Origin of the sequence: Novosphingobium capsulatum NBRC 12533 (assembly GCF_001598375.1) — a bacterium.
Lineage (GTDB): Bacteria > Pseudomonadota > Alphaproteobacteria > Sphingomonadales > Sphingomonadaceae > Novosphingobium > Novosphingobium capsulatum.
Genome location: NZ_BCYV01000006.1, coordinates 73,340 through 95,350, shown reverse-complemented (window position 1 = coordinate 95,350; position 22,011 = coordinate 73,340). Strand labels below are relative to the sequence as shown.

Genomic DNA, 22,011 nt, shown 5'->3' with positions numbered 1-22,011 from the left:
CCTAGTTTGCCCGGCATGAGCACCCTCAAGAAGTTCCTCATCGCCCTTGGCCTGCTGGTGATCGCCGTTGCCGCGTTCCTGGCGTGGGCCATCCGTGGCCCGGCCGGCCAATATACCACCGACGAAACCTCGGGCCCCCATCCCAAGATGGCCGAGCCTTCGCCGCAGACCATTCCCGGCGTCGGCATTGCCAAGCCGATCGGTTGGCAGGCGGGCGAAGCGCCGGTGGCCGCGCAGGGGCTGGTCGTCACCCGCTTTGCCGATGGTCTTGACCACCCGCGCACGCTGGCGGTCCTGCCCAATGGCGACGTGCTGACCGCCGAAACCAATGCGCCCGCGGGTGATCATGGTGGTGGCGGCCTCACCGGGCTGGTGGCCGGCTTCCTGTTCAGCCAGGCCGGTGCGGGTGAACCCTCGCCCAACAAGATCGTGGTGCTGCGCGATAACGGCAGCGGCAAGGCGAGCCAGCGCTTTGTCATGGAAAATCCGGCGCTGGATTCGCCGTTCGGCATGGTGTGGCGCGACGGCCGGCTCTATGTCGCCAACCACAATGGCGTGGTTTCCTGGCCGTTCCAGCCGGGGCAGACCAATCTGCCGGGCAAGCCAGAAAAGCTCATGGATCTGCCGCCGGCCGGCATGCACTGGGCACGCAACCTGGCGCTCAGCCCCGATGGCCAGCGGCTCTACATCTCGGTCGGTTCGGGCAGCAATATCGCTGAAAACGGCATCGATGCCGAGGCGCAGCGTGCCGCGATCTTCGAGTATGACTTTGACAAGCACCGCGTGCGCCAGTTTGCCGGCGGGATGCGCAATCCCAACGGCATGGATTTCAATCCCTACACCGGCGAACTCTGGGCCGTGGTGAACGAGCGCGACATGCTCGGCCCCGATCTCGTGCCCGATTACCTCACCAACGTGCCGCTCGGCGCGCAGTATGGCTGGCCCTGGGTCTACTGGAAGAAGTACATCGACTGGCGCGTGACCGAGCCGATGCCCGAGTACCTGATGGAATACGTGCGCAAGCCGGAATACGGTCTGGGCGCCCATGTCGCGCCGCTCGGCCTGGCCTTTGCGCGCGGCGGCAATACCATGGGCGATCGCTTTGCCGGGGGCGCCTTCATCGCTCGTCACGGTTCGTGGAACCGCCGCCCGCTCGCTGGCTATGACGTGGTCTTCGTGCGGTTCGACAGCCACGGCAATGTGCTGCCGGCCCCGCCTGCGCCCGTGCTCACCGGCTTCCTCACCAAGGACAACAAGGCCCATGGCCGTCCCACCTGGGTGGCCTTTGCCAAGGACGGCGCCCTGCTGGTCAGCGACGATGTGGGCGGCGTGATCTGGCGCGTCACCGCGCCGGGCGCCAAGCCGGCCCCGGCGATTACCCAGATCGCCGATACCCCGCTGCCGCCCAAGCCGCCGATGGGCAAGATCCGCATCCAGGAAAACCCGGATTCGGTGCTCAACAAGCCGCAGCCGTAACAATGGGCTCCCCTCCCGCGTGCGGGAGGGGGTGGGGGAGGGCGTGTCGCTTTCTCCACCAGCGGTTCGGGAGGGGCCAAACATTCCCTCCCCCGGCCCCTCCCGCCAGCGGGAGGGGAGCAAAGAAAAGGGGGCGGCGCCGCGTGGCACCGCCCCCTTTTTGCGTTCCGAAATCCGCGATCAGTGGCGGAAGTGGCGCATCCCGGTAAAGACCATGGCCAGGCCGGCCTCATCGGCGGCCTTGATCACGTCTTCGTCGCGGATCGAGCCGCCCGGCTGGATCACCATCGTCGCGCCCGCTTCCACTGCAGCCATCAGGCCATCGGCAAAGGGGAAGAACGCGTCGGAGGCAACGGCGGCGCCCACCGTGCGGGCTTCGCTCCAGCCATGGGTCTGGGCGGCTTCCTGGGCCTTGGCGGCGGCAATGCGGCTGCTGTCGCGGCGGTTCATCTGACCCGCGCCGATGCCGGCGGTCACGCCATCCTTGGCATAGACGATGGCGTTGGACTTCACGTGCTTGGCCACGGTCCAGGCGAACAGCGCGTCCTTGAGTTCCTGTTCGGTCGGCGCGCGCTGCGTCACGACCTTGAGGTCGTCAGCCGTGATCGCGCCATTGTCGCGGTCCTGCACCAGCAGGCCGCCGGCGATTGGCACGGTCACCAGGCCGGCGCGATGCGCGTCGGGCAGTTCGCTGACCAGCAGCAGGCGCAGGTTCTTCTTGCGGGCAAACGCCTCGCGCGCGGCGGCATCGGCACCGGGGGCCACGACCACTTCGGTGAAGATTTCGCAGATCGCGTTGGCGGTGGGGCCATCGAGCGGCTGGTTGACCGCCACGATGCCGCCAAAGGCCGAAACGCTGTCACACGCCAGGGCAGCCTGCCAGGCGTCGAGCAGCGTATCCGCGCTGGCGACGCCGCAGGGGTTGGCGTGCTTGACGATCACCACGGTCGGCTTGTCGGTGGCAAATTCGGCCACCAGTTCAAGCGCGGCGTTGGCATCGTTATAATTGTTGTACGACAGTTCCTTGCCCTGGATCTGCTCGGCCTGGGGCAGGCCAGGAACCGTGGCGCGGCGCGGAACATAGAGCGCGGCGGACTGGTGCGGGTTTTCGCCATAGCGCAGCGTCGTCACCAGGCTGTGCGCGCTGGCCAGTGTGGCGGGGAAATGCTGCTGCTGGTCTACGGTGGCAAACCAGGTGGCAATCGCCGAATCATAGGCGGCCGTAGTGGCATAGGCCTTGGCCGCCATCGCGCGGCGGAACGGCAGGGTGGTCTTGCCGCCAGTCTGCGCCAGTTCAGCGATCACCGTGGCATAGTCGGCCGGATCGGTCAGGATCGTGACGTAATCGTGGTTCTTGGCCGCCGAACGCACCATCGAGGGGCCGCCGATGTCGATGTTCTCGATCACTTCGTCGCGGTCCGCGCCCTTGGCCACGGTCGCTTCGAACGGATAGAGGTTCACGACGACAAGGTCGATCGCGCCGATTTCGTGTTCGGCCATGCTGGCGGCATGCTCGGCATTGTCGCGCACGGCCAGAAGGCCGCCGTGCACCTTGGGGTGCAGCGTCTTGACGCGGCCATCCATCATTTCGGGAAAGCCGGTCAGTTCCGAAATGTCCTTCACCGCCAGGCCCGCCTCGCGCAGCGCCTTGGCCGTGCCGCCGGTGGAAACCAGTTCCACGCCGTGTGCGGCCAGTGCCTGGCCCAGGTCAACCAGGCCGGTCTTGTCAGACACCGAAAGCAGCGCCCGCCGGATCGTCACATCGCTCACGTTGAAAATTCCTATCTCATCTTCTTGAGCAGCCAGGAGAAACTCTCTCCGCTGCGCGGGATCTTGGCCGTGATGACAAGCTGGCGCGTGCCCAGCGGGCGGCCCAACCCATCGGCCCAGAGCGATTCCTCGATCGTCACCGGCTCACGCCCCGAACGGAACTGCCACAGGCCGCCATCGGGCAGGGCAAGGGTAACGCCAAGGCCGTCCTGGCCCTGCGCCAGCTCGATATGCGGGCCAAGGTGGAAGCGCAAGGCAACACCGATCATGCCACGCTTGCCTTTCTTGCCGTGCGGCACCAGCAGGTCTTCACCGCGCAGTTCGGTGCCATCATCGCGCAGGATCAGGATGCGCTGGTGCATCAGGCCATAGCGGCTGACATAGCCGTTGTGGCTCGCCTCGATCCGGGTGGCAGACTGGCCCATCGGGCCGGGCGCCGTGGCGGCATAGCTGCCATCGGCCTGCAGCGTGCGGCGGTCCACTTCCACTTCGGAAACGCCGCTGCCCAGCTTGCCGTTGATCAGCACGGCAGTGGAATTGAAATCGTCGATCGTCAGCGTGGAATGGGCCGCCGTGGCGCGCAGGCCCTGCGCGAGGCGCAGCGGGATCAGCCCGCCGGCAAAGGCCGCGCCGCCGCAATTGACGATCAGTCGCTCGGCGCCATGGCTGAATTCGAACGCCAGGGTAGAGGCACAGCCTTCGCGCGCGTGGCGGGCGATCGGCGGCGGCGCGGCATCGAGCAGCAGGACCGACTTGCCCGCCGTAATGCGCTGGTAGCCCCATTGCCGGGCATCGCGCAGCGGCCGGGTGCGCACGCCACTGGCCTTGATCAGCGTGGCGATATGGTCGGCTTGTACCGCGCCCGCGCCCTGCCAGCTGCCCAGCGCGCCATCGCCATGCAGCAGCGCGAGCAGCGGCGGGACCAGCAGCGACAGGATCGTTTCAATCTGCTGGGGCGGATCGCGGCGCACGGCGGCATAGCAGGCCTTGAGCCGCACCAGGATGGTGATCGCCTCGATCTGGCCCAGCGGGCTGCGCGACAGCACGCCGCCATCATCGCCCACCATGTCACCAAGTGCGCGGATCAGCCCGGCCTCGCCAAACAGGCGGCGCGGGCCACCATCGGCCATCAGCAGCCCGGCGGCGGTGATCGCCGCCCAGCCGGCCACTTCGCCCAGCTTGTCATCCGCACGGGTGACATGGCGATCGAGCCAGCGGGCGGTTTCGGCCATGGCGTGCAGCACACGGCTGCGAAACTTCTTGTCGTTGCCCGACAGCAGCAGCGGCGCGTGGATCAGCCAGGTGAGCAGGCGGTGGCCGGTATGCCCCACATCCCACGCCGGGCTGGCATTGGGCTGGGGATTGGCATTGAGCCACATGCCCAGCACGCGTTCGGCCACGGGGGTGCATTGCGCGCGTGGTCCACTGGCCTCCAGATCGGGCAGCCAGGCAAAGCCATGCACCATCCGCTCGAACGGCGGCGGCAGGCGTGGCCCGGTGAACTCAGTATCGGCAATCGGGGTCTTCATGCCGTGGACCAGGAAATGCCCCGCGCGCAATGCCTTGCCTGCGCCGGAATCGCCCGGAAGCGGGTTGCTGACCGTCGCCGTCAGGCGCGGGCGAGAACGCTTGCGAAAGGGTTGCAGCGCGGCGGCCGGCAGCCCCAGGCGATAGGCAAAACGCATGAAGCGTTCACCCGCGCTGACCGGGGGCGGCGAAAAATCCGCCAGCGCCAGGGCGCGGCCGGGCTCCACCACTTCGGGGCGCAGCGGCATGTCTTCGTCGGCGGGCATCGGCGGCAGGGGGCGGACCACAGCAGCGGCGGCGGCCGCATCGCGCCGCAAGGGTTCGTTTTCCAGCCCCAGGGGCAGGGCGGGGCTGGCTTCGTCCGCCGAAATGGCCTTGCCCTTGGCGGGCTGGCCGGGTGCGATGGAGAAGCCTGGTTCGCCCACGGGGTCAGTCGATCCTTTTCAGCGCGGCGATATTCGCGGCATAGTGATCGGGCCCACCCTTGAAGGTCGCGGTGCCGGCGACCAGGGCATCGGCGCCGGCGGCCACGCACAGCGGCGCGGTTTTGGCATCCACTCCGCCATCCACTTCCAGGTGGATCGGCCGGCCGGTCTTGTCGATCATCTTGCGCACCGCCTCGATCTTGCGCAGCTGGCTGGAAATAAAGCTTTGCCCACCAAACCCGGGGTTCACGCTCATGATCAGCACCAGGTCGATATCGTCGATCAGGTAATCGAGCATCTTGGCTGGCGTTGCGGGGTTGAGCGCGATCCCGGCCTTCTTGCCCAGCGCCTTGATCGCTTGCACGGTGCGGTGGATATGCGGCCCGGCTTCGGGATGCACGGTGATGATATCGGCCCCGGCGTTGGCAAACGCCTCAAGGTAGAGATCGACCGGGCTGATCATCAGGTGCACGTCGAACGGCTTGGTGGTGTGGGGGCGCAGCGCCTTGACCACGGCCGGCCCGATCGTGATGTTGGGCACGAAGTGGCCATCCATCACGTCCACATGGATCCAGTCAGCCCCGGCGGCATCGATCGCGCGGATTTCCTCGCCCAGTCGGGAAAAATCGGCGGATAGGATCGACGGGGAAATTATCGGCAAGGCAGTCATCGACAACGGGTCCGATCGCAATTCTGGGCAAGAAATAGCCCGGCCCGGCCAAATCGCCAAGCGGGCGCCGTTCGGCGCTTAACCGCGCCGAATCGGGGCCACAAGCGCTCTTTGCAGTATTTTCCACACGCGTTGTGCAGTTTCGGGCCGGTCTGGCGCGGGTTTGCTCCGAAAGCGCGCGGATTTGTCCAGGCCGGCGATCAACCCATGCAGCAATGCCACGGTCGCGCCGCGAACGCGCCCTGCGGCCTTGCGCCCCCTTGCCATTGGCGGCCGGGCTTGTCATCGAAGATGGGGTGAAGACGCTGATCGAATCCCTCAAGACCACGCTTGGCGCCTTGGCGCTGGGTGCAACGCTGGCCCTGCTGCCGGGCACCGCGATGGCGGCCAAGCATGGCGTGCATCTGCCGCCGCTCGGCTGCGCCGGCCCGCCCAGCGATACCTGGCTCAATGTCACGATCGACAAGGTGCGATCCGATCGCGGCGTGATTGCGCTCACCGTCTATCCCGATGACCAGCGCAAGTTCCTGATCGATGGCGGTTCGCTCTATGTCGCGCGCGTGCCGGCCCGCGCGGAAAAGACGCATATGTGCCTGTTCCTGCCGCAGCCGGGCATCTATGCCCTCGCCGTCTATCATGACGAGGACAATTCCGGCTCGCTCAACCGCATCGGGCCGATGGGCCTGCCGGCCGAAGGCTTTGGCTTTTCAGGCAATCCCGGCTCGATCGAAAGCCTGCTGGAATTCCGCGCGGTGCGCCTTTCCGTGCCGCGCACCAACCTGTCGACGCGCATTCGCCTGCGCTATCCTTGAGCGATTGCCGGGATGAAGGGCTGACTTTTCAACCGTTCGCGCGCTAACATGCGCGGCATGACCAAACCTGCCGTCCTCGCCGCCGCGCCCTTTCCGCCGTTCACCATGCAGCCGCTGGAAGCGGCCTTTGCCGTGCACCGCCTGTGGGACGGGCTGGACGATGCCGCCGCCGGATCGATCCGCGCCCTGGCGACCAACACCCTGTTCGGCCGCCTGGGGGCAGAGGTGATGAACCGCCTGCCGGCGCTGGAAATCATCGCCAACTTTGGCGTGGGCTATGACAATATTGACGTGGCTGCGGCCGCCTCGCGCGGCGTAATGGTGACCAACACCCCCGGCGTGCTCGACGAGGAAGTCGCCGATCTGACCCTCGGCCTGCTGCTATCCACGATCCGCCGCCTGCCCCAGGCCGAGCGGCACCTGCGCGCCGGGCTGTGGGAACAGGGCGCCTTTCCGCTTTCGCCCACGCTGCGCGGGCGGCGCGTGGGCATCCTGGGGCTGGGCGCGATCGGCAAGGCGGTGGCCCGCCGCCTGGAAGGCTTTGGCGTGGCCATCGCCTATCACGGCCGCACGCGGCAGGAGGGCGTGGCCTATCCCTGGTATCCCACGGCGCTCGCCCTGGCCGAGGCGGTCGATGTGCTGGTGGTGGTGGTGCCTGGTGGCGCTGCCACGGCGGGGCTGGTCGATGCCGCGGTGCTGCGCGCGCTGGGGCCGCAGGGCGTGCTGATCAACGTATCGCGCGGCAGCGTGGTGGATGAAGTAGCGCTGATCGCGGCGCTCCAGCAAGGCACGATCCTGGCTGCCGGGCTCGATGTCTTTACCCGTGAACCCCATGTGCCTGCCGACCTTGTCGCGCAGGACAACGCGGTGTTGCTGCCCCATGTCGGCTCTGGCTCGGTCGCCACGCGCACGGCCATGGGGCAACTGATGATCGACAACCTTTCCGCATGGTTTGCCACGGGCCGGGCGTTGACCCCGGTGGCCGAAACCCGCCATTTGCAACGGTAAACGCCTGGTTGCGCAGGGTGTCTGTCCGATAACGGTTCGTCGCATCGCGCTGGGCCTTGCGGCGAACGCTTGCAATAGTGCCACGGATTTGCAACTTGCGCGGTTCACGCACCAAGATAGGGATGCCTGTCCACAATGAATTCGACCCAGGCGGCGCGCGCTCCTTTGCATCAGCGGGTCCGGCGCAAGGCGGAACGGATGTTCGGTCCAGCAGGCATTTTCTTCAAGGGCTTCATCAAGCACCCGGTGATGGTCGGCGCGATCGTGCCGTCCTCGCGCCGCACGATCGCGCGCGTACTGTCCAAGGTGGATTGGGAAAACTGTGACCTGTTCGTGGAATATGGCCCCGGCGTGGGCACGTTCTGCCAGCCGGTGCTCGATCGCCTGCGCCGCGATGCGCGGCTGATCGTGATCGACACCAACCCCGATTTCATCAACTACCTGGCCCGCACCATCGGCGACAGCCGCTTCATCGCGGTGCACGGCTCTGCGGCCGAGGTGGAAAGCATCGTACGCCAGCACGGTTTTGACCATGCCGACTATGTGCTGTCGGGCCTGCCGTTCACCACGCTGCCCGAAGGCGTGGGGCCGGCGATCATGGCCGCGACGCAGCGGGTGCTGCGCCCGGGCGGGGCGTTCCTGGTCTATCAGTACACGGCCCGCGCGCGCGCACTGATGAGCCGCTATTTCCACCGCATCGACAAGGGTTTCGAGCCGATCAACGTGCCGCCCTGCGTGATCTCGTGGGGCTGGAAAGACTGATCGCCCGGCGCGCCCCTTCCATAATGGAACGGGCGCGTTTCATTTTCTGAGTTACAGAAACGGGCGGGGCAGATCGGCGGTCAGCTGCCCGTGAATGCCAGCCAGCATCGCCACGAAATAGGTATAGCCTACCGAATAGAGCAGCGCCGAGATCGCTTCGTTGATCAGGCGCGCGCTTTCGTTTTCGGCGCCGAGCAGCTGTGTGGTGATCAGGCCCACCACCATCATCACCACGCTCATCGCCACCAGGAACACCACCATGGCCAGGCCCAGGAACGCCAGGATGCGCGCGGTATTGCCCCGCGTCAGCGCCACGCTGGCGCGGATCGCCATGATCGGGTTGTGGGTGCGCCCCACGCCCAGCACCGGGCCGACCATGATTGTGCGCAGAAGCGGATAGACCACTGCCGCCAACCCGGCGCCAGCCGCCAGCGGCGCCGGCACGCGCAGGCCCAGCAGCACGCCGCTGACCACCATCATCAGCAAGAGCGCGAAGAGGCCGATCAGCACTTGCGCCAGGAAATAGGCGGGCACCCGCGCCGCGCAGTTGCGCAGCGCCTGGCCCACCGTGGGGCGCGAGCGATCGAGCACGCAGACCAGCATGGTGATGAAGCCGACGATCTGGAACAGCGACAGCGGCAGCAGGTAGGGCAGGTTGCGCGTGTAATAATCCTGCATCACCTGCGCGAGCTGCTGCTGCGTCACCTGCGGGGGAATGACCGGCGGCGCGATGAACACCGCGCCAACCAGCAGCGGCAGCAGGAAAAACACCCCGGCAATCGCGATCAGCAGATCGGCATTGGCCGAAACGATGCGCGTGGCGCCCTGCCAGGCGGCCATGCTGTCCAATGGGGCGATCAACGGTTTGGTCACGTATAGTCCTCGGGGCTCGTTTCGGTTTGGTCCTAGCAAAGCCTGCGGCTCGGCGCACCTCCCTTCCCGGTGTCTTGCCCCCTTGCTTCGGGCGGCATTCGGGGCCAAGTCGCAAGGCATCATGACTGCGCCCGATACCATCGAGATCGTCCGTGAAACCGCCCCGGTGCCCTATCGCCCCGCGCTGGAGGCGATGGCCGCTCGCAACGCCGCGATCGCCGATGGCACGGCGTCGGACATGCTGTGGCTGCTGGAACATCCGCCGGTCTATACCGCCGGCACCAGCGCCGATCGGTCCGAATTGCTCGATCCCCGGTTCGAAGTGGTCGAGGCCGGGCGCGGTGGGCGCTATACCTATCACGGGCCGGGCCAGCGCATCGGCTATGTCATGCTCGATCTGCGCAAGCGCGCGCGCGACGTGCGCGGGTTTGTCCATGCCGTGGAAGGCTGGGTGATCGATACGCTGGGCGATTTCGGCGTCGAGGCCTGGCGCGCGGAAGGGCGCATCGGCATCTGGTGCGCCGGGGCCGATGGGCGCGAGGCCAAGATCGGCGCGATCGGCGTGCGCATTCGCCGCTGGGTGACGATGCACGGCTTTTCGGTGAACCTGTCGCCCGATCTTTCGCATTTCGGCGGGATCGTGCCGTGCGGGATCGAGGAGTTTGGCGTGACCAGCCTGAAAGACCTCGGCCGTTCGGTCAGCAGCGCGCAATGGGATGATGCATTGCTGGCGCGCCTGCCGGCGTTCCTGTCCAAGCTCGACGTGCCATGCCCTCCGGTGGAGATGGAGCCATGAAGACCCTGCTTTCCCTATCGGCGGTCGTCCTGCTGCTTGCCCTGGGCGGGTGCCAGAAGGGCAGCGAACCGGAAAAGGGCGCGGCCAAGGCCGCCGGTGGCGAGGTTCTGCCCGGCAGTGTCAGCGATGCGATGATCGATCTTGATGGCGCTACCGGCACTCCGCCGTTGCAACCCGCGCCCAAGGCCAAGGCCAGCGGCGCTGCGCCACAGGCAGCATCGAGCGATGCGGCCGAAAGCGCCACGCCCGATGCTGCAGGGGCTGCAGGCGGCACAGCCGCGCCCGCAGCACCTGCCCCCGCTGCCCAGAGCCAGGCACCGGCGCAATAACGCGCCGATCCTGGCCGCTGGGTGATTGGCGCGTCAGACGGTTTCTTCGGCCAGCGTGGGATAGTCGGCATAGCCTTCGGGCACGGGGAAGTACCACGATTCGGGCACGTTGCGGTTGGGCGCCAGCGGGGCGTCCTTGGCGATGCGCGCGGGCAGGTCCGGGTTGGAAATGAACGGGCGGCCAAAGCTGATCGCATCGGCCCGGCCCGAGGCAATGTCGGCCGCGGCAGACTGCGGAGTGTAATCGCTGTTGAGCACCAGCGGGCCGGTATAGATCTTGCGGATCAGGCCATCCTGCTGCGGCACGTCGGTGGCGCCAAAGGTGCCATTCGGGCCGGGCTGGCGCAGTTCCACAAACGCCGGCTTGAGCGTTTCGAGAACCTGGGCGGCCAGGCCGAACACGGCCTCGGGGTTGCTGTCATCCACCCCTTGCGAATCGCCGTTGGGCGAAAGGCGCACGCCGACGCGCTCTGCCCCCCACACGCCGATCAGGCGTTCCATCACTTCGCGCAGCAGGCGCACGCGGTTTTCCGGGCTGCCGCCATATTCGTCGGTGCGCAGGTTGGCCGAATCGCGCAGGAACTGGTCGATCAGATAGCCATTGGCGGCGTGCAGTTGCACCCCGTCAAACCCGGCCTTCCTGGCGTTTTCGGCCGCGCGGGCATAGTCATCGAGCAGGCGCGGCATTTCATCGAGGCGCAGCGGGCGCGCTTCGACCGCGTCCTTGCGGCCTTCGAAGGTATGGACATGGCCCGGCACGCGCGTGGCCGAGGCAGAGACCGGCGGCTGGCCATCGTTGAGATCGGGATGGCTGACGCGGCCCATGTGCCACAGCTGCGCGACGATGCGTCCGCCGGCTTCGTGCACGGCTTCGGTCACCGGCTTCCACGCTTCGACCTGGGCGTCAGTCCACAGGCCGGGGGCATAGGGCCAGCCCAGGCCTTCACGGCTGATGCCGGTGGCTTCGGAAATGATCAGGCCGGCGCTGGCGCGCTGGCGATAATACGTGGCCATGATCGGCGTGGGCACTCCATCGCGCCCGGCGCGGCCGCGGGTGAGCGGGGCCATGAGAATGCGGTTCGGCGCATGGATCGCGCCCAGATCGATCGGCTGGAACAGCGCGGCGTGGTGGGGCTGGCTGGAAGTCTCGGTCATGCAGGCCTCTTGCTGGAAATGCATTATGGGTTTTTCTTTGCAACGTATATTGGCCGCGACCGTTCCGCCGCGCAAGGGGGCACGGGCAGGGCGGCGGCAGGTTTTCTTGAAACCGGCAAAGAAAAGCCCGGAAGGCCATAAAGGCTCCCGGGCTTTCGCGGATCAGCAGGTCAAGGCGTGCGCCCGGCAGGCTCAAACCCCGCTCAAGGCCGGCCCAGATCGCCCTGGCCCACGGTGCCGCTGGCCATCGCCAGCATGGCATCCAGGCTCTTCTTGGCGTCAAGCCGGAGGGTTTCCTCGATTTCCACCCGTGGCGTCAGATCGCGCAGCGCCAGGTAGAGCTTTTCCAGCGTGTTGAGCGCCATGTAGGGGCAGATGTTGCAGTTGCAGTTGCCATCGGCACCGGGCGCACCGATGAATGTCTTGCCGGGCATGGCCAACTGCATCTGGTGGATGATGTGCGGCTCGGTCGCCACGATCAGCGTATCGCCGGTCATGGCCTTGGCATAGTTCAGGATGCCGCTGGTCGACCCGACATAATCGGCATGGTCGACGATGTGCGCCGGGCATTCCGGGTGCGCGGCGATCGGCGCATCGGGATGCTGCGCCTTGAGCTTGAGCAACTCGGTTTCGCTGAAGGCTTCGTGCACGATGCACACGCCGGGCCACAGCAGCATGTCGCGCCCGAACTTGCGGTTGAGATAGCCGCCCAGGTGCCGGTCGGGGCCGAAGATGATCTTCTGTTCGGGCGGGATCTTGGCGAGGATCGTCTCGGCGCTCGATGACGTCACGATCACGTCCGACAGGGCTTTCACCTCGGTCGAGCAGTTGATGTAGGTGAGCGCGATATGATCGGGATGCTGCGCGCGGAAGGCGGCAAACTGATCGGGCGGGCAGGAATCCTCAAGGCTGCACCCGGCGTCCATGTCGGGCAGCACCACGATCTTTTCGGGGCTGAGGATCTTGGCGGTTTCGGCCATGAAGCGGACGCCGCAAAAGGCGATCACTTCAGCGTCGGTCGCTGCCGCCTTGCGCGACAGTTCCAGCGAATCGCCCACGAAATCGGCCAGGTCCTGGATTTCCGGCTTCTGGTAATAGTGCGCCAGGATCACGGCCTTGCGTTCGATGCGCAGGCGATCGATTTCCGCGCGCAGGTCAAGGCCTGACAAGTTGGTGGGCTGGGCCGTCATGGGATGCTCCTGCTTCCAGGCGATGCGGCACGCCCGGATTCCTTGGGCTGCGACTTAGGGGCGCGGGCGCGTGTTGCCAAGCCGGGATTGGGGAAATGCCCCTCCGTCAGGCCTGCGGCCTGCCACCTCCCCATCGGGGATGGGGAGGATCTTGCCGAGGGGCCTTAGCGGGTGTCCCCATCGATCGTCACGTTGACGGTGACTTTGCCATAGCCGGCTACCTGGAGCGGAATGGCCAGGTTCTGGCGCACGGCATCCTTGGCGGCACTGCGGGCCAGGCCCATCAGCACGGGATTGGCAGCCTGGTTGGTGGCAAGCTGTTCTGCCAGGCGGGTGTTGTCGCGCGTCAGCTTGTCCTGCGCAGCGCGGGTGATCCACACGCCTTCGCGCAGGTATTGCGCGCGCGCCTCGTCCAGGTTGGGTCGGCTCAACCGCAGGGGTGGCAGGCGCACCGACAGCGTCTGGCTAGTGGCATCCCACGCCATGCGATCGCGGTTCATCTGCGAAAGATCGATGGTGTAATCCACGCGCGCCGGGATTACCGCCACCTGCTTTGACTGCACCAGGCCGAACAGGCGGCTGTCGTCGCTCGACACCACCGGGGCCAGTTCGGCGCTAAACACCGTCAGGCTGTTCTGCCGCTCGAACGCCACCAGGCTGGTGGCCAGCGGGTCGCCGATGTCCTGTGGTTTCCACAGGAGCCAGGCAAACAGCCCGGCCAGCGCCAGTGCCGCCACGAACAGCAGCCAAGGCAGAGCGCTGCGCCGCGCCACCACTACCGTGGGCGCGGGTTGGGGAGAGTTCCCTGACAGGGGCGGGCTATTCAGCGTGCTGTCGTCCATTGTTCCCCCGAACGAACAACCCGGCCCTGGCGTTCCAGATCGAGCAGATGCGCCAATACCGAGCGGCCCGCGGCACCGGTCAGCCGCGGGTCCAGTCCCTTGTACATCTGTGCCACCATGGCGGGAATATTGTGCAGCCCGCCTTCCAGCACGCGCAGCACCTGCCGCTCGCGCTGGCGGCGATGGCCCAGCATGCCACGCACGAACTGGTGCGGATTGTCGATCGGATCACCGTGCGCGGGATAATAGACGCGGTCCTGCGGCCGGTCATACAGCTTTTGCAGCGAGGCCATGTAGGCGGCCATGTCGCCATCGGGCGGCGAGACCACGCTGGTGGACCAGCCCATGACATGATCGCCGGTGAACAGCGCGCCGCTTTCCACCAGGGCCAGGCACAGGTGGTTGCTGGTGTGGCCGGGCGTGGCCACGGCCTGCAAGGTCCAGCCATCGCCGCGCAGTTCCTCGCCTTCGGCCAGCACGCGGGCCGGGCGATAATCCGGGTCGAACGCCGCATCGGCGCGCGGGCCATCATCTTCCAGGGCCAGCGGTGCGCAGCCGATGATCGGTGCGCCAGTCAATGCCGCCAGCGGGCGTGAAGCAGGGCTGTGGTCGCGGTGGGTATGGGTGCACACGATCGCGGCGATGCGGGCGCTGCCCACCGCCGCCACGATTGCCGCGACATGGCCTTCGCCGTTGGTATCGGCATGGCCCGCCGCGCCGGTGCCATCGGGGCCGGGATCGATCACCGCCACATCGTTTCCGGCGCCGACGATATAGGTCTGCGTGCCGGTATAGGTATAGGGCGATGGATTGGGTGCCAGCACCCGCCGCACCAGCGGTTCAAGCTGGGCGGCCATGCCGGTGTTCCACGTGGAACGATCGGGAAGGGAGGAACTGGCCATGCCCCGTGCTATGGGGACGGCCGCCCCCATGCGCAAGGCACGACGTGGCGCGTCGGTTCAGCCCGCCTCGGCCAGCGCCAGGCCCAACCGCTCGCGCAGGTGGATCAGCGCTGCGGGCAGTGGGTCGGTCAGAGGATCGTGCGGTGCGGCGTTGGCCATGCCTTGGCGCTGCCAGGCCTGTTCCAGCCGGGTGATGCGCTGATAAAGCCGTTCGCTCTCGTGCACTACCGCCTGTGCTGCCAGGGTCAGGTGGATAATGCAGGCCGGGTCGCTTGCCGGGAAATGGGCGATCAGGCGGCCGTGGCGGCGCAGTTGCAGCTCGGTCAGTTCGCCGGCGAACCAGGCGCGGTGGTTGAGCAGCCAGGCCAGGCAATGCATGATCCGCGTGGTGGTGCGCAGCGCCTCGCAGCTCGCCTGGACATGCGCCAGGTCTTCGTCCGCGCCGAGGCTGCCGCCGGCTGGCGGTGCCGCATCGTTGGCCGGCTGGCGGCGCAAGGCCTCGAACGCATCGCGCGCGCGATCGGCCAGCGCCAGCGCCTCTGCATAGAGCGCTTCGATGATGCGCGGATTGGCGCTGGGCGTGACGGGCATGGTGGCGATCGGAATGGGTGGCCTGCTGGGTACGAACATGCCCGAGCGGATGCGCCGGCCATGGATCAAAGCCGGCTTTAAGGCCGATCGCCCCGCCGGCTCAATGCCCCGGCAGTGGCCAAGTGCCACCGCTTTGCCGCTGTCTCGATACGGAACGCTTTGCACGGCAGGCGGAATCGGTAAATACGGTATGCAATCGTTTGAAATCAGGCGATAATATCAGGGATAAGATAGTCTTCGAGCATGCTGATCTGATCGCGCAGCAGCAATTTGCGCTTTTTCAGGCGCGCCACCTGCAGCTGGTCGGCCACGCCATTGGCGCTCAGCGCATCTATCGCCACGTCAAGGTCGCGATGCTCGAGCCGCAGCGCTTCGAGCCGCTTGCGCATTTCCTCTTCGGTCACACCAACCACTCCCCGAAACCGACCTTGCTACCCCAAGCTGCCACATCGCCTCCCATCTGCACCTAGCGTTGTTCAGGTTGCCGACTCACGCTGGCGACCACGCACCGGCCAACGGCGCGCGGGGCCGCTGGAAAACCCGTTGACCGTTGATGGTGCACATTTCGTCATCGCCCTCTACACATGAACGCGATGCCGGTGCGACCCGGCGCGGTTCCACTTGCAAGATACGGCGAATGTGGGAGCATGACAACGCACCGACTGTCAGCGACTCGCAGAACAGAAGCATCGGAGCCGCAGACACCGGAGCCAGCCGCGCGGGAATGTCTCTCGCACGGGTTTTGACCGGGCAGCGGCCTATCCCGGCCCGCGCCCCTCAGGAGGTCAACGCATGGAAACGACGCACATCAACGCCTTGCAGACAAAGCACGCCGGCCTGGAACGCCGGATTTCCGAGGAAATGGCACGGCCAGCCCCCGACGTGGCCCTGCTCATGCAGCTCAAGCGGCGCAAGTTGCGCATCAAGGAAGAACTGGCGCTGATTCACTGATCCCTTTGCGCCGGAACCAACCAACCAAGCGAACATAACCTGAAAACGATCAATACCCCTGGATTGTAACAGGCGTGAGCGGCCGATTGCGGCGGCCACGCCTGACAAACACGGCCGGTTCCCCCACGGGGACCGGCCTTTTGCCCAGAGCGCCGCTGGCGGCCGCGGCACAGTTGCATACGAATATTTCCGCAATGGCGGCAGGCCCCGTTTGCAAACGGCATGGGCTGCGCTAGGCCTTTGGTCATGTTGACTGCCGTCGCCTCTGCCCGCGCGATCCTCACCTCGCTGCACGAGGTCATGGCCTCGCGATCCGGCGCGCAGGCCAAGCTCAACCGCATCGTCGATGTAATCGGCGAAAACCTCAACAGCGAGGTCTGCTCGATCTATTTGCTGCGCGAGGGGATGCTGGAACTGTTCGCCACGCGCGGGCTGGAACAGGCGGCGGTTCACGTCACGCGGCTGGCCGTGGGCGAGGGCCTGGTCGGCACGATCGCCCAGAACATCGAGACGCTCAACCTGGCCGAGGCAGCCGCGCATCCCGACTTTGCCTTCCGCCCGGAAACCGGGGAAGAACGCTTCCACTCGTTTGCCGGCGTGCCGATCGTGCGCCGCCAGCGCGCCGTGGGCGTGGTGGCCGTGCAGCATGTCGATCCGCGCCGCTATGAAGAGGTGGAGATCGAGGCGCTGCAGACCGTGGCGATGGTCCTGGCCGAGCTGATCGCCAATGCCGAACTGATCGACGATGAAGACGTGGCCGGCGTGCCCGACCACCTGACCGGGCCCGATCGCCTCAAGGGCCAGACCCTGGTGAAGGGCCTGGCGGTGGGCCAGGCCGTGTTCCACCAGCCACGCGTGACGATCGAGCATGTCGTGGCCGAAGATACCGAGGCCGAGCGCCAGCGGGTCTATCGCGCGTTCGACAAGATGCGCGAGCAGATCGACCGCATGGCCAGCCAGGCCGAATTCGGCGTGGGCGGAGAGCACGAGGAGGTGCTCGAGACCTATCGCATGTTCGCCTATGACGAAGGCTGGAGCCGCCGCATCAACGAGGCGATCGATTCCGGCCTGACCGCCGAAGCCGCGATCGAGCGCGTGCAGCAGCGCACCCGCATGCGCATGCGCCAGATCGACGATCCCCTGCTGGCCGACCGGATGCACGATCTGGAAGACCTGTCGAACCGCCTGCTGCGGATCGTGTCGGGGCAACTGGGCACTGCCGCCAGCCTGGGGCTGAAAGGCGATGCGATCCTGATCGCGCGCAACCTGGGCCCGGCCGAACTGCTGGAATACGATCGCCGCCGCTTGAAGGGCGTGATCCTGGAAGAAGGCTCGCTCACCGCGCACGTGGTGATCGTGGCGCGGGCCATGGGCATTCCCGTGGTCGGCCGCGTGCGCGCGCTGCGCGGCAAGGTGCGCGAAGGCGATACCCTGCTGCTCGATGGTGACCAGGGCGTGATCGACGTACGCCCGGCGCCCAGCCTGATCGAGGCGTTCGAGGCGCGCTTTGCCAAGAATCGCGAGCGGCAGGCCCACTATGCCACGATGCGCGACGTGGAGCCGATCACGCGCGACGGACAGCGCATCACGGTGATGATCAACGCCGGCCTGCGCGATGACATGCCGATGCTGCCGCTGACCGGTGCTGATGGTATCGGCCTGTTCCGCACCGAGTTCCAGTTCCTGGTTTCCGCGACGATGCCCCAGCGCGAGCGGCAGCAGCGGCTCTATCGCGACGTACTCGATGCCGCCGGCGATCGCCCGGTGGTGTTCCGCACGGTGGATATCGGCGGGGACAAGGTCCTGCCCTATCTGCGCCACAACGATGGCGAAACCGAGGAAAACCCGGCGATGGGCTGGCGCGCGCTGCGCGTGGCCTTGGAACGCGACGGGCTGCTCAAGGTCCAGGCGCGCGCGCTGATCGAGGCGGCGGCCGGGCGCACGCTCAACGTCATGTTCCCGATGGTGACCGAACCGTGGGAATTCGATGCGGCCAAGGCCGTGTTCGAAAGCCAGGTGGCGTTCCTGCGCAAGCAGAAGAAAGTGCTGCCCGAGGCGATCCGCTATGGCGCCATGCTGGAAGTGCCGGCGCTGGCCGAATGCCTCGATATACTGGCGCCGCGCCTGTCGTTCCTGTCGATCGGCACCAACGATCTCACGCAGTTCCTGTTTGCCGCCGATCGTGCCCATCCCAAGCTGGCCGAACGCTATGACTGGCTCAGCCCCGCGATCCTGCGCTTCCTGGCGCGGGTGGTGCGCGATGTGGCGCCCCATGGCACGGCCTTGACGGTGTGCGGCGAAATGGGCGGCCGGCGGCTGGAAGCCCTGGCGCTGCTGGGCCTGGGCATTACCCGCCTGTCGATCACGCCGGCCGCAGTCGGGCCGATCAAGGAACTGATCCGCACGATCGATCTGGGCGAAATCCGCAACGCCATGGCTGGCTGGCTGCGCGAGCCGCATGCCGACATGCGCAGCGTGGTGGCGCAGTGGGCCAGCGCGCAGGGCATCGATTGCGACTGATCGGGTTCGCATGACCGTTTTGGCCGGTTGCGCGCCGCAAAACGGTTGACTTTCGCGCAATTGCAACGATCCCCTTTTACCGGCTTTTCATCAAGCCACCGGGTTGCAAAACAAGCAGAGAAGACGGGAGCCGCGCCTTGGCCGACTCGATCGGGTCAGATTTTCATTCCCCCCAGCCGGACGCCGCCGCCCCGGCGGGCGTGGGCCCCACCTTGCGCGCCGCGCGCGAGGCGCAGGGCCTTTCGCTGAAAGATATTGCCGCGCGCACCCGCATCACTGCCCGCCATGTCGAGGCGCTGGAGGCGGGCGATTATGATAGCCTGCCCGGTCGCCCCTATGCCCTCGGATTTGCGCGCAGCTATGCCAAGGCCGTGGGCCTGGACGAGGCGCCGATCGCCGAAGCGGTGCGACGCGAACTGAGTGCGCGCGCACCGGCGCCCGAAACCCGCGTGATCCACCAGTTCGAAGCGGGCGATCCGGCCAAGACCCCTTCGCGCCTGATCAGCTGGCTGGCCGGGCTGCTGGTGGTGGCGGTGCTGGGCCTGGGGCTGGTGTTCTGGCGCAGCTATTACTGGCCCTCGGCCGAACTGCCGGCGCTGGTCGGCCCCGAACAGCCCAAGCCGGCCGTAGCCAAGCCGGCGTCGCAGCAGCCCAGCGCGCCAGCGCCGACCGCGCGGCCCAATGGCCCGGTGGTGTTCACCGCGCAGGAAGACCGCATCTGGGTCAAGTTCTATGACGGCAGTGGCAAGCAGCTGGTGCAAAAGCTGATGGCCAAGGGCGAAACCTATACCGTGCCCGATGGCGTGACCGATCCCAAGCTGTGGACCGGCCGGCCCGATGCGCTGACGATCACCATCGGCGGCCAGGCCGTGCCGCGCATTGCCGACAAGCAGGGAATCGTCAAGGACGTGGCGGTCAGCGGTCCGGCGCTGTGGGCGCGGGCCGATCATGCCGCCGCCCCGCCGCCAAGTGATCAGGCAGCCGATCAGGCCAGCGCCACGCCTGCTGCCGGCCCGGCCCACCGCCTGGTGCGGCGCACGGCGGCGCGCTCTGTCCCGGCGGGCGCCCCCGATGGCGGTGACGCTGCGGTGCAGCCGGCCGCGGCGCCAACGGTGGCCGCTACGGCGCCTGCCGTGGTGAACTGAGCGCGCGATTGGCGAAAGGCTTGGCGGGCAAAGGCGTGGGCGGGGCAAAGTCCTTGCAACAAGGCTCGACTTCGCGCGCGCGGTGCGGCACTTTGCGGCCATTGCACCACACGCCCTGAGACCGGACCCGAAACGCGCCGAACGGGCCGATGCATATAGCTTTTCAGGAACGGACATGCGCTGGGGGGCGGATGTTGCCGTGGGGCGGCAGATGATCGAGACGGGAGTTACCATGAAGACCTTGTTCCGCCGGGCCAGCCCCGCGTTGTTTTCCGCCTTGGGCATCGCCCTGGCCGTGGTGCCGGTGGTGCCACAGGTAGCGCATGCCCAGGCCGCTGGCGAAACCACCGAAGCCCGGCTGCGCCGGCTGGAGGCAGAAATCCGCGCCTTGCAGCGCAAGGTGTTTCCCGATGGCGCCGGCCGCGCCTTTGGCCCGGAAATCACGCCCACGGCGCCGGCCCCCACGCCGGCTGTGCCCACGGTGGCGACGACCCCGCTCACCGATGTGCTGTCCCGCCTCGATGCGGTGGAAGCGCAACTGCGCCAGGTGACCGCCGCGACCGAGGAAAACCAGAACCACCTGAGCAAGCTGGACACCCGCGTGTCTGCCCTGGAAACCGCCGCGGCCCCGCCGGCGGCGGCAACCGATCCGGCTGGCGCCAATCCTTCGGGCATCACGCCCGCACCGGCTGCCGGCAGCGGCCTGGCGCCGCGCCCGGCCGCTGGCCCGACACAGCCGCCGGCCAAGGCACCGGCCGCCACGCCCGCATCGGCCAAGGCCTCTGCCGACCGGGTGGCCGCCGTTGCCGCGATCGAGATGCCCTCGACCGGGGACAAGCAGGCCGATGAATATACTTATGGCTATCGGCTCTATGACGCCAAGTTCTATCCCGAGGCGCAGGTCCAGCTGAACAAGTTCGTGATGGCCTATCCCAAGGCCAAGCAGATCAGCCTGGCGCGCAATCTGCTCGGCCGTGCCTATCTCGAAGACGGCAAGCCCGGCACGGCGGCGCAGTGGTTCCTGCAGAACTACCTGGGTGACAAGAAGGGCGAACGCGCGCCCGACAGCCTGCTCTACCTGGGCGTGGCGATGACGCGCATCAACGATACCAAGCGTGCCTGCGGCGCCTTTGCCGAACTGCGCGATGCCTATCCCGACCAGATCGCCGGGCGCCTCAAGGGGCAATATGAAAACGCGATCAAAGGGGTGAAGTGCGATTGAGCCGGCGCCCGGCCCAATCCCCGAAGCCGCGCTGACCCGCTTTGCCGGGGACTGGGCCGCGCTGAACCTGCCGGAGACAGACCGGGTGGGCCTAGCGGTTTCCGGCGGGCCTGACAGCTGTGCCTTGCTGGTGTTGGCCGCCGCCCATGCGCCAGGGCAGATTGCTGTGGCCACCGTCGACCATGGCCTGCGTGCGCAAGCGGCGGCAGAGGCGCGCGCGGTGGCGGCGCTGTGTGCTGATCTGGGCGTGCCGCATCATACCCTGCGCATCGATCTGGGCAGGGGCAGCGCGATCCAGGCCCGGGCTCGCGCCGCGCGCTATGTCGCGCTGGCCGGCTGGGCGCGGGGGCAGGGGCTCGCTGCGCTGGCCACCGCCCATCATCTTGATGACCAGGCCGAAACGCTGACCATGCGCCTCAACCGTGGAGCGGGGGTGCGCGGGCTTGCCGGCATGCGCGCGCGGGCGGGCGTGCCGGGCGATCCCGCGCTGCCACTGCTGCGCCCGCTGCTTGGTTGGCGCCGGGCCGAACTGGCCGACGTGGTGGCAGCGGCGGGCGTTGTCGCGGCGGATGATCCCTCCAACCAGGACACCCGGTTTGAACGGGTGCGCGTGCGTTTTGGGTTGGCCGGCGCCGCGTGGCTGGACCCGGCTGGTTGGGCAGCCAGCGCGCAGCACCTGGCCCAAGCCGACGCCGCGCTGGACTGGGCGGCGCAGCGCCTGTTCGCCCAAGGCTGGGACGAGGCGCATGGCCGGCTGGCCGTGCCGGATGGCATGCCACAGGCACTGGCCCTGCGCGTGCTGGAGCTGGTGCTGAACGCCATGGGGGCCACGCTTATGCCGCGCGGCGCCGAACTAGCGCGCTGGCATGCCGCGCTGGCGAAGGGCCAGGTGGCGACGCTGGCCGGCCTGCGTGGGGAGGGGAAGGGGGCAACCTGGCACTTTTTGCGCGTTCCGCCCCATCGCGCGGGGTGAAAAGCGCCCCTTTCGTGCCGTTATTGCCTGCTTGGGCAGCCTGGGTTCGATTCGGCAACTTGCCATTCAGCG

The 22,011-nt window shown here is 67.2% G+C and carries 21 protein-coding genes; 11 read left to right on the top strand and 10 right to left on the bottom strand.

The annotated features are described in order from the left end of the window. Window positions 1-15: 15 nt before the first annotated feature. Window positions 16-1,476, top strand: coding sequence for a PQQ-dependent sugar dehydrogenase (locus SCA01S_RS04095; RefSeq protein ID WP_084390764.1), 1,461 nt, complete (start codon window positions 16-18; stop codon window positions 1,474-1,476). A gap of 180 nt (window positions 1,477-1,656) precedes the next feature. Here SCA01S_RS04095 and purH read toward each other — a convergent pair whose 3' ends face one another. Genes purH through rpe form a run of 3 tightly spaced genes read right to left on the bottom strand, consistent with a single transcriptional unit; the run spans window position 1,657 to window position 5,868 of the window. Next, entirely contained in the window at window positions 1,657-3,246 is a 1,590-nt protein-coding gene (gene purH / locus SCA01S_RS04090) for a bifunctional phosphoribosylaminoimidazolecarboxamide formyltransferase/IMP cyclohydrolase (protein ID WP_062783211.1), read from the bottom strand. Window positions 3,247-3,257: 11 nt separating this feature from the next. Continuing rightward, window positions 3,258-5,198, bottom strand: a complete 1,941-nt coding sequence (locus tag SCA01S_RS04085; protein WP_022676451.1) for a heparinase II/III family protein — start codon at window positions 5,196-5,198, stop codon at window positions 3,258-3,260. 4 nt (window positions 5,199-5,202) lie between these two features. After that, the gene (rpe, locus tag SCA01S_RS04080; RefSeq protein WP_022676450.1) at window positions 5,203-5,868 is read right to left on the bottom strand and encodes a ribulose-phosphate 3-epimerase; all 666 of its coding nucleotides are present in this window, start codon (window positions 5,866-5,868) and stop codon (window positions 5,203-5,205) included. Between the two features lie 296 nt (window positions 5,869-6,164). On the opposite strand from rpe, the gene SCA01S_RS04075 reads away from it, so the two are divergent. The 3 genes from SCA01S_RS04075 to SCA01S_RS04065 all read left to right on the top strand — a co-directional run bounded on the left by SCA01S_RS04075 (window position 6,165) and on the right by SCA01S_RS04065 (window position 8,450). Further along, window positions 6,165-6,680, top strand: coding sequence for a DUF2141 domain-containing protein (locus tag SCA01S_RS04075; protein ID WP_233250975.1), 516 nt, complete (start codon window positions 6,165-6,167; stop codon window positions 6,678-6,680). 57 nt (window positions 6,681-6,737) lie between these two features. Further along, window positions 6,738-7,688 carry a 2-hydroxyacid dehydrogenase gene (locus SCA01S_RS04070; RefSeq protein WP_245652435.1) on the top strand — a complete coding sequence of 317 codons (951 nt, stop codon included), beginning with the start codon at window positions 6,738-6,740 and terminating at the stop codon, window positions 7,686-7,688. Between the two features lie 135 nt (window positions 7,689-7,823). Continuing rightward, window positions 7,824-8,450 carry a class I SAM-dependent methyltransferase gene (locus SCA01S_RS04065; RefSeq protein ID WP_022676447.1) on the top strand — a complete coding sequence of 209 codons (627 nt, stop codon included), beginning with the start codon at window positions 7,824-7,826 and terminating at the stop codon, window positions 8,448-8,450. 51 nt (window positions 8,451-8,501) lie between these two features. On the opposite strand, the gene SCA01S_RS04060 is transcribed toward SCA01S_RS04065, so the two are convergent. Beyond that, window positions 8,502-9,323, bottom strand: coding sequence for a hypothetical protein (locus tag SCA01S_RS04060; RefSeq protein ID WP_133726781.1), 822 nt, complete (start codon window positions 9,321-9,323; stop codon window positions 8,502-8,504). A gap of 121 nt (window positions 9,324-9,444) precedes the next feature. Here SCA01S_RS04060 and lipB point away from each other — a divergent pair, with 121 nt between their 5' ends. Both lipB and SCA01S_RS04050 read left to right on the top strand, forming a co-directional pair. Beyond that, window positions 9,445-10,119, top strand: coding sequence for a lipoyl(octanoyl) transferase LipB (gene lipB, locus SCA01S_RS04055; RefSeq protein ID WP_022676445.1), 675 nt, complete (start codon window positions 9,445-9,447; stop codon window positions 10,117-10,119). After that, entirely contained in the window at window positions 10,116-10,448 is a 333-nt protein-coding gene (locus SCA01S_RS04050) for a hypothetical protein (RefSeq protein WP_062783205.1), read from the top strand. Before lipB ends, SCA01S_RS04050 begins: the two co-directional genes overlap by 4 nt. A 33-nt stretch (window positions 10,449-10,481) precedes the next feature. Here SCA01S_RS04050 and SCA01S_RS04045 read toward each other — a convergent pair whose 3' ends face one another. From SCA01S_RS04045 to SCA01S_RS04020, 6 genes are all read right to left on the bottom strand, one after another. Beyond that, window positions 10,482-11,603: an alkene reductase gene (locus tag SCA01S_RS04045; protein ID WP_062783202.1), complete on the bottom strand. Its 1,122-nt coding sequence runs from the start codon at window positions 11,601-11,603 to the stop codon at window positions 10,482-10,484. 203 nt (window positions 11,604-11,806) lie between these two features. Further along, the gene (nadA, locus tag SCA01S_RS04040) at window positions 11,807-12,793 is read right to left on the bottom strand and encodes a quinolinate synthase NadA (protein WP_062783199.1); all 987 of its coding nucleotides are present in this window, start codon (window positions 12,791-12,793) and stop codon (window positions 11,807-11,809) included. Between the two features lie 164 nt (window positions 12,794-12,957). Continuing rightward, window positions 12,958-13,635: a DUF4230 domain-containing protein gene (locus SCA01S_RS04035; RefSeq protein WP_062783196.1), complete on the bottom strand. Its 678-nt coding sequence runs from the start codon at window positions 13,633-13,635 to the stop codon at window positions 12,958-12,960. Next, on the bottom strand, window positions 13,617-14,537 hold the full coding sequence (locus SCA01S_RS04030; protein ID WP_043609201.1) for an MBL fold metallo-hydrolase: 921 nt from the start codon (window positions 14,535-14,537) through the stop codon (window positions 13,617-13,619). The genes SCA01S_RS04035 and SCA01S_RS04030 overlap by 19 nt, the downstream gene beginning before the upstream one ends. A gap of 57 nt (window positions 14,538-14,594) precedes the next feature. Further along, window positions 14,595-15,167 carry a DUF1465 family protein gene (locus SCA01S_RS04025; RefSeq protein WP_245652434.1) on the bottom strand — a complete coding sequence of 191 codons (573 nt, stop codon included), beginning with the start codon at window positions 15,165-15,167 and terminating at the stop codon, window positions 14,595-14,597. Window positions 15,168-15,334: 167 nt separating this feature from the next. Continuing rightward, window positions 15,335-15,532 carry a YdcH family protein gene (locus tag SCA01S_RS04020; protein ID WP_022676439.1) on the bottom strand — a complete coding sequence of 66 codons (198 nt, stop codon included), beginning with the start codon at window positions 15,530-15,532 and terminating at the stop codon, window positions 15,335-15,337. Window positions 15,533-15,920: 388 nt separating this feature from the next. On the opposite strand from SCA01S_RS04020, the gene SCA01S_RS21645 reads away from it, so the two are divergent. From SCA01S_RS21645 to tilS, 5 genes are all read left to right on the top strand, one after another. Continuing rightward, complete coding sequence (locus tag SCA01S_RS21645; RefSeq protein WP_022676438.1) at window positions 15,921-16,079, top strand: YdcH family protein; 159 nt, start codon at window positions 15,921-15,923, stop codon at window positions 16,077-16,079. 246 nt (window positions 16,080-16,325) lie between these two features. After that, window positions 16,326-18,599, top strand: a complete 2,274-nt coding sequence (ptsP, locus tag SCA01S_RS04015) for a phosphoenolpyruvate--protein phosphotransferase (RefSeq protein WP_245652433.1) — start codon at window positions 16,326-16,328, stop codon at window positions 18,597-18,599. 137 nt (window positions 18,600-18,736) lie between these two features. Then, window positions 18,737-19,744 carry a helix-turn-helix domain-containing protein gene (locus SCA01S_RS04010; RefSeq protein WP_062783191.1) on the top strand — a complete coding sequence of 336 codons (1,008 nt, stop codon included), beginning with the start codon at window positions 18,737-18,739 and terminating at the stop codon, window positions 19,742-19,744. A 232-nt stretch (window positions 19,745-19,976) separates the two neighbouring features. After that, window positions 19,977-20,966, top strand: a complete 990-nt coding sequence (locus tag SCA01S_RS04005) for a tetratricopeptide repeat protein (protein ID WP_062783649.1) — start codon at window positions 19,977-19,979, stop codon at window positions 20,964-20,966. Then, window positions 20,962-21,939 carry a tRNA lysidine(34) synthetase TilS gene (gene tilS, locus SCA01S_RS04000; RefSeq protein WP_500797053.1) on the top strand — a complete coding sequence of 326 codons (978 nt, stop codon included), beginning with the start codon at window positions 20,962-20,964 and terminating at the stop codon, window positions 21,937-21,939. The genes SCA01S_RS04005 and tilS overlap by 5 nt, the downstream gene beginning before the upstream one ends. Window positions 21,940-22,011: the final 72 nt, after the last annotated feature.

Excerpts from the sequence above, each read along its gene's own strand:
- SCA01S_RS21645 (WP_022676438.1), top strand. The coding sequence starts at position 15,921 with ATGGAAACGACGCACATCAACGCCTTGCAGACAAAGCACGCCGGCCTG.
- lipB (WP_022676445.1), top strand. The coding sequence starts at position 9,445 with ATGACTGCGCCCGATACCATCGAGATCGTCCGTGAAACCGCCCCGGTG.
- SCA01S_RS04025 (WP_245652434.1), bottom strand. The coding sequence starts at position 15,167 with ATGTTCGTACCCAGCAGGCCACCCATTCCGATCGCCACCATGCCCGTC.
- SCA01S_RS04095 (WP_084390764.1), top strand. The coding sequence starts at position 16 with ATGAGCACCCTCAAGAAGTTCCTCATCGCCCTTGGCCTGCTGGTGATC.
- SCA01S_RS04005 (WP_062783649.1), top strand. The coding sequence starts at position 19,977 with ATGAAGACCTTGTTCCGCCGGGCCAGCCCCGCGTTGTTTTCCGCCTTG.
- SCA01S_RS04070 (WP_245652435.1), top strand. The coding sequence starts at position 6,738 with ATGACCAAACCTGCCGTCCTCGCCGCCGCGCCCTTTCCGCCGTTCACC.
- nadA (WP_062783199.1), bottom strand. The coding sequence starts at position 12,793 with ATGACGGCCCAGCCCACCAACTTGTCAGGCCTTGACCTGCGCGCGGAA.
- SCA01S_RS04045 (WP_062783202.1), bottom strand. The coding sequence starts at position 11,603 with ATGACCGAGACTTCCAGCCAGCCCCACCACGCCGCGCTGTTCCAGCCG.
- SCA01S_RS04035 (WP_062783196.1), bottom strand. The coding sequence starts at position 13,635 with ATGGACGACAGCACGCTGAATAGCCCGCCCCTGTCAGGGAACTCTCCC.
- rpe (WP_022676450.1), bottom strand. The coding sequence starts at position 5,868 with ATGACTGCCTTGCCGATAATTTCCCCGTCGATCCTATCCGCCGATTTT.
- SCA01S_RS04050 (WP_062783205.1), top strand. The coding sequence starts at position 10,116 with ATGAAGACCCTGCTTTCCCTATCGGCGGTCGTCCTGCTGCTTGCCCTG.
- SCA01S_RS04030 (WP_043609201.1), bottom strand. The coding sequence starts at position 14,537 with ATGGCCAGTTCCTCCCTTCCCGATCGTTCCACGTGGAACACCGGCATG.
- ptsP (WP_245652433.1), top strand. The coding sequence starts at position 16,326 with ATGTTGACTGCCGTCGCCTCTGCCCGCGCGATCCTCACCTCGCTGCAC.
- SCA01S_RS04065 (WP_022676447.1), top strand. The coding sequence starts at position 7,824 with ATGAATTCGACCCAGGCGGCGCGCGCTCCTTTGCATCAGCGGGTCCGG.